14 protein-coding genes and 1 pseudogene are annotated in these 10003 nt (G+C 54.2%); 8 read left to right on the plus strand and 7 right to left on the minus strand.

Annotated elements, in window-relative coordinates:
* The 6 genes and pseudogenes from D1646_RS23090 to D1646_RS23890 all read right to left on the minus strand — a co-directional run.
* Positions 1 to 147, minus strand: a pseudogene (locus D1646_RS23090) (PcfB family protein); the annotation flags it as partial.
* 53 nt (positions 148 to 200) lie between these two features.
* Positions 201 to 701, minus strand: coding sequence for a hypothetical protein (locus tag D1646_RS05770; protein ID WP_160635546.1), 501 nt, complete (start codon positions 699 to 701; stop codon positions 201 to 203).
* Positions 702 to 751: 50 nt separating this feature from the next.
* Entirely contained in the window at positions 752 to 1642 is an 891-nt protein-coding gene (locus tag D1646_RS05775; RefSeq protein WP_243154043.1) for a ParB/RepB/Spo0J family partition protein, read from the minus strand.
* A gap of 243 nt (positions 1643 to 1885) precedes the next feature.
* Positions 1886 to 2242, minus strand: a complete 357-nt coding sequence (locus D1646_RS05780) for a recombinase family protein (RefSeq protein WP_160635547.1) — start codon at positions 2240 to 2242, stop codon at positions 1886 to 1888.
* A 163-nt stretch (positions 2243 to 2405) separates the two neighbouring features.
* Positions 2406 to 2654, minus strand: a complete 249-nt coding sequence (locus D1646_RS05785) for a DUF6870 family protein (RefSeq protein ID WP_160635548.1) — start codon at positions 2652 to 2654, stop codon at positions 2406 to 2408.
* Positions 2655 to 2896: 242 nt separating this feature from the next.
* Complete coding sequence (locus D1646_RS23890; protein WP_347565139.1) at positions 2897 to 3253, minus strand: helix-turn-helix transcriptional regulator; 357 nt, start codon at positions 3251 to 3253, stop codon at positions 2897 to 2899.
* A 110-nt stretch (positions 3254 to 3363) separates the two neighbouring features.
* On the opposite strand from D1646_RS23890, the gene D1646_RS05795 reads away from it, so the two are divergent.
* The 4 genes from D1646_RS05795 (at position 3364) to D1646_RS05810 (ending at position 7311) form a co-directional block, all read left to right on the plus strand.
* Positions 3364 to 3894: an SLOG family protein gene (locus D1646_RS05795; protein WP_160635549.1), complete on the plus strand. Its 531-nt coding sequence runs from the start codon at positions 3364 to 3366 to the stop codon at positions 3892 to 3894.
* A gap of 227 nt (positions 3895 to 4121) precedes the next feature.
* Complete coding sequence (locus D1646_RS05800; RefSeq protein ID WP_160635550.1) at positions 4122 to 5501, plus strand: Mov34/MPN/PAD-1 family protein; 1380 nt, start codon at positions 4122 to 4124, stop codon at positions 5499 to 5501.
* Positions 5498 to 6250 (plus strand): ThiF family adenylyltransferase, encoded by a 753-nt coding sequence (locus D1646_RS05805; protein WP_160635551.1) that lies wholly within the window; start codon positions 5498 to 5500, stop codon positions 6248 to 6250. The genes D1646_RS05800 and D1646_RS05805 overlap by 4 nt, the downstream gene beginning before the upstream one ends.
* A gap of 8 nt (positions 6251 to 6258) precedes the next feature.
* Complete coding sequence (locus D1646_RS05810; RefSeq protein ID WP_160635552.1) at positions 6259 to 7311, plus strand: DNA polymerase III subunit beta; 1053 nt, start codon at positions 6259 to 6261, stop codon at positions 7309 to 7311.
* Positions 7312 to 7394: 83 nt separating this feature from the next.
* Here D1646_RS05810 and D1646_RS05815 read toward each other — a convergent pair whose 3' ends face one another.
* Positions 7395 to 8048, minus strand: a complete 654-nt coding sequence (locus tag D1646_RS05815) for a hypothetical protein (RefSeq protein ID WP_201754567.1) — start codon at positions 8046 to 8048, stop codon at positions 7395 to 7397.
* 37 nt (positions 8049 to 8085) lie between these two features.
* On the opposite strand from D1646_RS05815, the gene D1646_RS05820 reads away from it, so the two are divergent.
* From D1646_RS05820 to D1646_RS05835, 4 genes are read left to right on the plus strand one after another with little or no spacing between them, the layout of a single operon-like run.
* A complete protein-coding gene (locus D1646_RS05820; protein ID WP_160635553.1) occupies positions 8086 to 8538 on the plus strand; it encodes a hypothetical protein in 453 nt (150 codons plus the stop codon).
* A gap of 22 nt (positions 8539 to 8560) precedes the next feature.
* Positions 8561 to 8935, plus strand: a complete 375-nt coding sequence (locus tag D1646_RS05825) for a zinc-finger-containing protein (protein ID WP_160635554.1) — start codon at positions 8561 to 8563, stop codon at positions 8933 to 8935.
* Positions 8935 to 9360: a hypothetical protein gene (locus tag D1646_RS05830; protein ID WP_160635555.1), complete on the plus strand. Its 426-nt coding sequence runs from the start codon at positions 8935 to 8937 to the stop codon at positions 9358 to 9360. The genes D1646_RS05825 and D1646_RS05830 overlap by 1 nt, the downstream gene beginning before the upstream one ends.
* The gene (locus D1646_RS05835; protein WP_160635556.1) at positions 9361 to 9906 is read left to right on the plus strand and encodes a hypothetical protein; all 546 of its coding nucleotides are present in this window, start codon (positions 9361 to 9363) and stop codon (positions 9904 to 9906) included. It begins immediately after the preceding gene.
* Positions 9907 to 10003 lie beyond the last annotated feature (97 nt).

Genomic DNA, 10003 nt, shown 5'->3' on the forward strand with positions numbered 1-10003 from the left:
TCCGTGGTCGCCCTCCGCCGCTTTGCCGGCCTTCACCCGCGCCCGGTGCTGGGCGTACTTGCGGAATGCCGCCACCAGCGTCCGCCCCGTCAGTTTGCTGGTACTTATCATCAGGTTTACGGTCCTGTTCTCTACTTCCTCCTGCAAATCTCATTCCCCCTTTCTTCGGAAACGGCGCCGGAGGTATGATGCCGTTGGTTTCAGATGTGGAACGCCGGGAAGTCCTTCCCATCGGCGTAGAGGGTCACGGTATGGTCGGCAAAGTAGACCACGGCGGCGATCACATCCTCCGCAGAGAGGGAAACGCCGTCCCCGTCCTCATCGTACTTGTAGACGATCACGGGGCCGAGCAGATACCGTTCCCTGCCCAGGTTCAGGACGCGCCGCCCGTCAAAGACGATCGCCAGCCCCGCCACATCCAGGGCGTCGTCCGACACGACCTCCAGGCAGTCGTACTTGCCTTTGCTCTCAATCTCGTCCCAGCACTGGGTCTCCTGCATGACCTCCGGGGTCTTGTCCGGGCGCATCACCATCACGATGGAGTCCGCCTCGGCCTCCGTGACAGCGGCCTCCTCCGCCGCGTCGTGCAGATAGTCCTCCAGGGAGTCCACCAGCTTTTTGTAGCCGGGCCTGTCCGCGCTGTCAGGCAGGGACAGGTTGATGTTCACATCACCGTTGAAGTGAAAGTGGATACTGTTCATAGGCGTTAAGCCCTCCTTTTTTTCATAAATGCGCCCGCAGATGGGGCGTGTCACCGCTGCTGGTCCCGCTGCCGCCGCCTCTGCCACTGCTCCAGCAGGCGGAGGATGGTATCGCTCATCTGCCTGGGCGTGTAGGACTTGGGGAAGAACTTCTGGAGGTCGCTGGTCTTGAACGCGATTTGCCCCAGGTCGTCCTTCTTCACCTCGTCCATGATGCTGCACATATCGTCCAGGGTGCAGCCGCTCTCCTGGCTCTTTTTCTTCATGCGCTGGGCCTGGGACAGGGACGGGGCGGCCTGGGCATAGTCCATCGCCTCCAGAAAGTTCCGCTGTTCCTCCGGCTTCAGGTAGGACAGCTCCACGGCGGGCGTCATGGAGATTTTCTTCTCATCCACCATATCCAGGATTTCGGGGATCAGCTCTGTCAGGCGGACAAATCGCCGAACGGACTCCCTGCTTATACCAGCATCATCACCAACCTGTTCTGCGGCCAACTTCTCCACAACTTGTGTAGATGTTAGGTCGTGTCTTTGGCCTTGGTGCTTCAAAGCCTCCAGTTTCATCTTGTAGGCTTTGGCTCTCTCGCTGGGCAGGATGTTCTCCCGCTGGAGGTTGGAGTCCACCATCATGATAACGGCGGCGTCATCGTCCAGTTCCCGGACAATGACGGGGATCGTGTCCAGCCCCGCCAGTTCCGCAGCGTGGCGGCGGCGGTGGCCGGAGATGATCTCATATCCGCCGTCCGGGTCCGGGCGCACGATGAGGGGATTGGCTACACCCATCTGCCGGATGCTCTCCACCGTCTCCGTCATGGAGTCATCGTCCAGCACTTTGAAGGGATGCCCCTCAAAGGGGTGCAGTTCGGAGAGGGGCATCCGCTGGACGGTCTCCGTTACGGCCCCAGCCGGTGCCTCAGTCTCTTTTTTCTTTGCTCTTGGCATTTGTGTTCACCTCGCTTTCTCAATGTGGGTTTATGGGAAAAAGAAAAAAGGCGTGTACCCAGCCCCTACGATGGGGCAGGATACACGCCTATGTACCAGTCTGCGGACACAAAAAAAGAGCGGATACCGACCGCCGGATTTTTCCGACAGCGATACCCGCTCTATGAAGCCTTGTTTTATTGTACCAGTGGGCGTCCTACCCTCCTTGCGCCGCCCTGCGCTTTTGTTATCCTCTGTTTTGGGTCAAAAAACAGAACTAACATCACAAAGTCCCGTGTTTTCAGGGCTTTCTGAGTTTAGTTCTAAAATAACACAATCATCCTTGACCACAATGCAGTCGATTTTCCCTTCCTCTATCGCCCGCATCATCTCCTGGAAATGGGGGCGGTCAAAATTGGTTCCGGAGTAATTGTCGTCGTACCCCTCCATGCACAGCTCCAAGTCTGGATGCCGGCCGATGTACTCGTGGATCAGGTCCCGCTGGTTCTTGATACTGTTGCTCTCATCGCTGTCCCGCCGCGTCTTCTGGTCCTTCCGGGACAGCCGCCCATAGGCATAGCAGCGGTAAATCTCCGGTTTTTGGCACGAAAAAAACTCCATAAAAACTAGCCTCCTAACCTGGTATTACGGCAAAAGCCGCTCCGGTCAGAAAGTGTTTTTACAGAGCTGTTCTGATTTGATCCACTGCCAGTATAGCAGAAGTCGTTCAGATTGTCCAGCCTGAATTTCTGACGTGGGCGGCTTTGCTGATTCAGCAGTCCGATTATAAATGCTCCAGGCAGTCCTCCAGGAGCGCCTGAAGCCGGGCCTCGCCTTTGAAGGAGGTCTTGACTACCAGCCCCGCACTGCGGAAAAAATAAGGATTCCCGTTCATCTGCTGAAGGACGCTGGCCATCCGCTGCTCTGGGGGCAGCGAGGGGTCGATATGGATATCCTTGATATCCGGGAGGGTTTCCGGGTCTACATCCCGCACGTCCAGTTTCCGCAGTTCCTCCAGACTCATTACCGTCATAGCGCATCTCTCCTTTGGTCAAGCGTATGAAAAAAGCGGCCTGTCTATGACAGCCGCTCCAAATGAAACGGGACCGCTCCGGCGGCCCCGCACTTCTTTACGATAGCAATTATAGCAGGTCCAGATTTTACTTTCAACCCCCCATACACTGACTTTTTCACTTTACTTTTACTGTACCATTCACTTTACTTTTACGGAAGCCGTCACTGAGCCATTTAGAGGAAAGAACACTTCCAGGCATTTTAATCGGCCTTTTTCCCCTTTAATTTCTGCAATCCGACATATTCAACAACTGCTGCTCTCCCATGCTCATCCAGAGATAGTATGTCCCGCAATATTTTTTCGCAGGAGCAGTCACGGGTAACATATACAAGTTCCAGAGGCTTTTTCTCATCGTAGGAACAGCGGCCAATCAGATAGTCAGCGGACACCTCATAATATTCTGCCAACGTAATAAAATGCCGCAGGGGAAGTTCGTATTCACCGCTCTCATATTTGGAATAATGCTGCTGGGAGATACCCAAGACTGCCGCTACCTCTGTTTGAGTGTAGTCGTGATCTTCACGCAGTTCTCGAAAAAGTTCCATAACGCTTTTCACAACGATCCCCCTCTTTGTCCAAGAGAGTATCATACATATAATTCTATGTATTGAATTAACCTAGTAATTCATGTATAATACATATAATTATATGTATCAGAGGGGATACTATGCGAAATCAAAGCTGCGCTTTTACGGGACACCGTCCACATAAGTTCCCGTGGAAATATGACGAAACTGACAGCCGGTGTATTCGTCTGAAAACGGCGTTGGCCGAGCAAATCACTGTGCTGATGGAAAACGGTGTAACCCGTTTCTTCAGCGGGATGGCCGAAGGAACCGACTGCTGGGCGTCCCGTGCCGTTCTTGACTTGAGAATTGAGCACCCGGAACTGGAGCTTCACTGTGTTCTGCCTTGCGAGGGCCAGGCAGACAAATGGAAAGTCTCATCGCAGGAACAGTACCAGGCCATTTTGAAGCAGGCCAATTCTGTTGAGTATGTGAGCCGGGAATATCACAAAAACTGTATGCTTGACCGCAACAGGCGGCTGGTTGACTCCGCCTCCTTCCTGCTGGCGGTCTACAATGGGGAGTGGCGTGGCGGAACAGCGGCGACCGTGCGTTACGCCCGAAAGCTGGGCCGCAAGATTATTATACTTGATCCGGCTTCCTGCCAGGTCAGCCGGGAAGGATTTGAATAGTAGAAGAAACTTCAACTATCCAAAAGCGTGAGGAAATGGTATTCTGAGGATGTATTTAGGTAAGATTTTTTCAGGTCAGATATTTGCTCCGGGGGGTACTATGCCCCTTGGAGGTCTGTCAGAATCCTAAATACCAACACGAGAACGTACAAAAACCGCAGTCAGCTCCTTTGGGAGAGGACTGCGGTTTTTTGCGTCCTCACAAAAATTTGAAAGGAGCATAAACCATGAGTGACAACAACCTGTTTACTTTCCCGGGGGAAAGCACCGGCCTGGACGCCGGAGATATCTTTGGAGACGGCAGCTTTACCGACCTGGGCAGCGCCGACGACGGTGAGAATCCCTTTGACGGCATGACGCCCGCCGAACCGGAGGCTGCGCCTGCCCCCGCTGCGCCTGCCCCCACGCCCGTGCAGCAGATCCCCAGCCAGCCGACCCCTCAGCCGACGCCCCAGCCGGTATCCACTCCGGCAGCGCCCCCGGCCCCTCCCGTTCCCAAGGAGCAGCCAAAAACACCTCCCGCACAGCCTGCGGAGGAGGAACCCAACCCCCTGATGGCCGCCATGGACCTTCAGGAGCAGAAAAACGCCCGTCAGGCCGCCGCGCCGGTTTTCGCCCAGCTCCCTGTCTTTTCCTACAACGGGAACCAGGAGCCCATCGAGAACACGGAGCAGACCTTTGATGAGCTGCGTCTGGCCAAGGCGGACGACTTTCCCGAGTTTGACGAGGCCCAGAGTATCTCCTGGAGCGTCACCTACGGCAAGATCACCAAGAGCGTAGCCACGCCGCGCAAGACCAAGATTGGCGACTTCAAGCGTGAGATCGAGAGCTCCAAGGAGTTTATGGACGCGTTGAAAAAGGCCACGGACAAGCGGCCCAAGTGCATTGTGAAGCCCACGGTAAAAATGCAGAAGAAGGGCGAAGGGACCTACAAGGGCATTTTCCCCCGCATGGCAGACGCCAGAGCGTCCGACAAGACCATCTGCTTCATCCCCGCCCGGGACGGGCATGTGTATGAGCGGAGGGTTACAGGCGCTGGAGAGTTCATCACTCCCACCAGCGGAGTGACCTACCTGGATGAAATCAGGGCCGGCTTTACGCCGGCCCTCCCCCTCATCCCATACTCTCTGCTGGAACAGGCCATCGCACTGTTCCGCCGCCTGATGAATGCCGGGACGAACGGCCACCCGCTGGAGGCCCTGGTCCACATCTACTGGGACCGGGTGGAGCATGAGTTTTTTCTCCATGTGCCCCGTCAGCGTGTCGGGAAAATGTCTGTAGACACGGTACTGGACGGCGATGACCTGCTGGCCGACGAGCGGTATCTCCACTATGCCGACCTACACTCCCACAATGATATGCCCGCACAGTTTTCCTCTACAGACGACCAGGACGAGCGGGCCAACCGGGTCTACATGGTCATGGGCCGCCTGGACCGCTATTTCCCGGAGCTCTCTGTCCGGGTGTGCAACGGCGGTCATTTCTGCGCCATTTCTCCGGAACAGGTCCTGGAGCCGATACCGAAACGGGGCTTTCCACTGGACTGGCTGGACCGTATCCAGCCCGCCGGGGAGAATGCCTTCCCTTTTGGTGAGGTGGCGGCATGATCTTCTCAAAAGAACGCCCTGTCAAAATCGTCATGATTGGCGCCGGCGGGACCGGGGGCCATATCGCCCCGCACCTCTACCGGCTGCTGTACGCCCTGGAGCGCCCGGTAAAGTTCATTGTCTGCGACGGGGATATCGTGGAGGAAAAGAACCTTGTACGGCAGAACTTCACCGAGGCGGATTTAGGCTTGAACAAGGCCCGGGTAGTGGCCGAGCGGTACTCCGGCGTCTTTGGCCTGGAGACCTCCTATGTCCCGGACTTCATTGAGAGCGCGGAAAAGCTGGAGGAACTGATCAAGCCCGACGTTCGGAGGGTCAGCGCATACAGCAGTAAAACGGTCACAGAGCTGGTCATTCTGATTGGCGCTGTGGACAACAACCGCTCCCGGCAGCTCTGCCATGAGGTATTTATGAACGCGGAGAATTTGGTCTACATCGACTCCGGCAACGGGGAGTACACCGGCCAGGTGGTCTGCGGAATCCGCTGCAGGGGAACGACCTACTACAAGCCGGTCGGGGAGCTCTACCCTGACATGGCCCAGGCAGACGACCTGTTTCCATCTGAGGTGTCCTGCGCGGACGCCTCGGTATCCGCCCCCCAGACCATTGTAGCAAATCTCATGGCGGCCACGGCCGTGGTGACGATGATCTACAACATTTTGGTGATGGGCAGCAGCACCGTGCAGCAGGCCACCTTTTCCACCAAGACGGTCAACATTCGCGCCTACAAAAAACAGAGGAAAGGTTGATAAACAGCATGACAGAAATAAAAAGCGTTGTCAACGCGAAAGAGTTCCAGCGCGCACTGGAAAAAGTGCTGAAAGCGGCCCCGAAAAAGAGCCGGCTGGCCTTTTTACAGGAAACTCACATCTGCTTTGCCGGCGATACCTGTACGCTCACTTGTACTGATTTGGAACTGTGGTGTCAGGTGGTTATTCCCGCCCAGGGCGGCCAGTGTTCCTTCATTTTGAATGACAGCAGAAAGCTCCTGTCCGTCTGCAAGTATTTTTCCGGGGATATGGAGTTTTCCTATCAGGAGAACGATCCACCAGAGACTTTTCCCTCCAAGGAAGATTTGGATGGTTCGCTGACACTGCGCTGTGGGAGCAAAGAACTTCATCAGCGTGTCTCCGCTACTGGACTCTTTCCCGTAATGCCTGCGTTGGAACCTAAACATGTCTACACTGTGGACCCCGCCTCCCTGAGCAAACGGTTTGAGCGGATCAAATACGCCCTGTCAAATGATGCGTCCAGGCTCTGCGATCAGTGTGTTCAGTTTTTTGACAATCGGATTGGAGCAGTAGATGGCTACCGGCTGGCACTCAGTCGGGATGACTCCCTCTGTGTGGACGAGCCCTTTTTCATTCCGCCTGCGGCAATGAAATTGCTCCCCGCTTTCGAGGGGGAGGAGTGCCGGTTATCCGTGGGCAAACGCCATGCGGTGTTTGACAGCGGTTCCGTTCGCGTTATCACCTGTATGCCAAGTGGTAAGGGTCTCAACTTTGACTCCGCGATTCCCAAAGAGCACACAGAGGAACACACAGTTAATATTACCGATTTTTCCGACAGTCTTCGGTATCTGGAGCAGTTTATTTTTAACCGTGACAGAGAAGCGGTCCGCCTGGACGGCGGCGTGCTGTCGATAAAAAATATCAAAGGGGAATACAGTTCCAAATTGGAGCTGGCTGAAACCCCCAAAATGGTGATTGGCTTCAAAGCCTACTACATGCTGGACGGATTAAAACAGTTTCGGGCTAAAAAACTGGATACTATAGCGATAGGTAATCCGCCGCTTTTACTGCCCTCATAGGAGAACAGCAGTCAGAGCGGATTTTCCCCCGCTTCGCACCGTGCGTGCGACTTTCACCGCACACGGCGTTCCATCAATGCGGATTATTTGTTGCGTGTATGTGAAAAAACCAGTTTTTCCCGTAAACTTTTAATTTTCTTCTGTGCTTTTACATCAAACTCGCTAATGTCCTGGTCAAGGTTATTGACTGCGTAAAAACATTTCTTGTGAAGCGATACCAAATTATTGACACGGTTGACCTGATTGAGCGGGAGATATGGATTTACTCGATGGGCCCAAGGGGTGCTTGCAATCAGCCAGCCACCGCAGACGCGGCACTTGAGCTTATCCCGGTTGAGCGCATAGGCCCTGTTCATAATAAACTCAAAATTATTGAGTTTTCCCCATTTTCCATAGCTGATAGCCCTTGCCGATTTGTCCGAGTACATTTCATCAAGACGCGCTTGGATTTTTCTTTTCTTCGTGCGTTCAAAGTTGATTTCTCTTCCGATTTCGGTATATGGCGTTTCAGCCTGATTTTTCGGAGGGGTTTTCTCCCACTTACAAAATGTGAGTGCGGTAAAGCCAACATAAATATCCCGGTATTTGATAGAGGGTATTTTCTGTTTATACTTCTGGTGGACACGAGGAATATTCTGTGTCGTAGAGGCCAGAGGAGACAAGAATTGCAGGGGGCAGTCCGAACTGCTGATCCCCGCCCGCTCTCTGGCTGTGCTGGCCGCCGTCTCTTCTGACAAAGACGTATATGAGATGGGCCTGACGGGGAAAAGCATTGTGTTCTGGAACGGTACTCTGCTGTTTTCAGCGCGCCTGATGGAGGGAAAGTACCCCAATACCGGGGCGCTTTTGACAAATTTTCAGGGTGAGTATTCCGTCAATCTGGCGGCAGAGGCACTGGAATCAGCGATTTCTTCCGTCTCTGTGATGGGAGCGGAAGGGTTTCGAGTAGCTTTGTCCTTTGGAGAACACGAGCTCCATGTCAGTGCGGAAACCGCACAGGGAAGGGCTGCCATACCGGTAAAGGCTCTGGTACTCAATGCGCCAGACCGCACCTTCTACTACAACTACAAAATACTGCTGAAATATTTGAGGCTGGTCAGCGGGAATGTAACGCTGGACTTTGACGCCAATGGCCTGCTGGCCATCCGCACCGGGGGGACGCAATACATCCAGTCACCTCTGCGCGCTCCAAATCAGGCTGCTGGACAGTCTCAAAACGCGGCATGAGAACGGAGGTCGAACAGGACCTATGCGTATTCAGAAAATCTGCCAATACTGCGGCGGAAAAATCGTCAAATCAAAGTCCCGGGTCCTATATGGCAAGGGAAATGAAACCATCTATTTGTGTACCACCTGCAACGCCTATGTGGGCTGCTACAAGGGCACGGAAAAGCCGATGGGCCGGGTCGCCAACACGGTGCTGCGGCTGAAACGCCAGGAGACGCATCAGATTTTTGACACCTTTTGGAAAAAGCAGGGCTGGACCCGGAGCGCCGCCTACCGCTGGCTGGCGCAGTCGCTCCAGGTTCCGGAGGAGAACGCCCATATCGGAATGATGGAAATGGACGCGTGTGAAGCAGTGGCCCGGCTGTGCCGGGACTACAAAAATAAGGAGGCTGCGTAATGCCGGAATGTAATCAGAAAACGCCCCTTTGCCAGTGTATTGACTGGAAAACGGGAGATTTTGCCGTTGGGGTCAACCACCTGATGAATCACTTTGAATTTCAGCGGTTTGAGCTGGAATACAGTACCCTGGGGCCGGAGGAAAACCGCCGCCTGTGCAAAATCGACCGGTGTTTAATTTGCGGGAAGCGTTTGTGCTACGGGACAGAGCTGTACGCACAGGACTCCGGTGATAGGCTGCTGACAAAAATCTACCACTGGGTATTCCAGATGTGGGACAGCGGCAGAGAGAGGCTCCCGGACGGCGTCAACTGCTTTCAGGATATGTTCTTATCCCTGTTCCATGAGTCTGACCAGGATTTCGTGTGCGAATGGCTGAATCATCGTGCTGGATCAGACAGGCAGGCCAGTCAGGAGGGAACGTAAATGCCGAAAAAGTATTCTTTCCCAGAGTTGGGATGCTCCAGCTGTGAGCATTTGCAGCGTGTAGGGGGCGTCCTATGCGAAACCCGCTACTGCGGCGGTTTTCCCAAGAAGAAAAAGCCCAGGAGATTTCGGTCGTCCGACCCCAAATACAAGGCTCCCAAGTGGTGCCCCAGGCGGCTGCCCACCCCGGTATGCCGGATTTATGGCTTTGCGGATGAGCAAAGCCGTTCCATGGATGTCCTGGCCCGGGAGGGGTTTGATTCCAAGAAAGATCAGTACATTTCCATTCAGGCAAGCCACTACAAATTGCGGCTTGAAATGCCTTTTTCCATGAATGCCAGGGCCTTTTTTGAGGCTACCAGGCATGGAGGCTCATACGAGATTCTATCGGAGCATGACATTGGTTTGGGTGAGGTCGTTGAAATAGACGACGGTTTGAAGCCCTACTACTTTTATTACCTGAATTGGTCAAAGGTGGTCCCAGTATCTTTTTTTAATCTGAACGGGATAGCATCGCTTGACAATGGTAAACACACCATTGAATAAGACGCTGGGGGCAAGAAATTAGATTTTCCACTCAAAAGAAACGCGCTCGGCGGTGGCTTGGACCTGGGAGAGAATGATGTCGGCCACCTGCCGCCGG

This window comes from Pseudoflavonifractor sp. 60 (genome assembly GCF_009911645.1).
GTDB lineage: Bacteria > Bacillota > Clostridia > Oscillospirales > Oscillospiraceae > Lawsonibacter.